Origin of the sequence: Lysinibacillus sp. CNPSo 3705, assembly GCF_028674935.1 — a bacterium.
In the GTDB taxonomy this organism is placed as follows: domain Bacteria; phylum Bacillota; class Bacilli; order Bacillales_A; family Planococcaceae; genus Lysinibacillus.
The window spans coordinates 1-425 of record NZ_JAQZSD010000205.1; the positions used below are offsets into that span (position 1 = coordinate 1).

Sequence of the window (425 nt, forward strand, 5' to 3'; positions counted from 1 at the left end):
ATTTTCGTTTAATAGCTTTAATATCCGTTTCAAATTGACAGCGAATATCGTTGTAGCACCTTGAATTTCCATGCCAAATAGACCCGCAGTCGATGCGTATCGTACCCGTGTCCGTTTTTTAATTCACTATTCTTCGCTTCTATTTTGTAGCGATTTGCGGCTAATTGCTTAAATGCTTCCATATTTTGAAATGCCTCTTGTTCGGCATGTGTATCCGACTTAATTGTGACAGAATATGTTTTACTTTTTGCTCCTTCTTTATAACAGCCATCTCTCATTGGACATACTTTGCATTTTTCAATGTCAAAATAATAGGTCTGACTTTTACTCTAAAATGTACCCTTTGTAAAGGACATTTAAAAAAAGGTTAGGCATCTTTTTGAAGCTGCTGTCTGTATTTTGCAGGCGGCAGCTTTTTTAAATTC

The 425-nt window shown here is 36.0% G+C and carries 1 pseudogene; it reads right to left on the bottom strand.

Going from position 1 to position 425, the window contains the following annotated elements:
- Positions 1-317 (bottom strand): annotated as a pseudogene (locus tag PVA17_RS25060) (transposase); the annotation flags it as partial.
- Between the last annotated feature and the right edge of the window lie 108 nt (positions 318-425).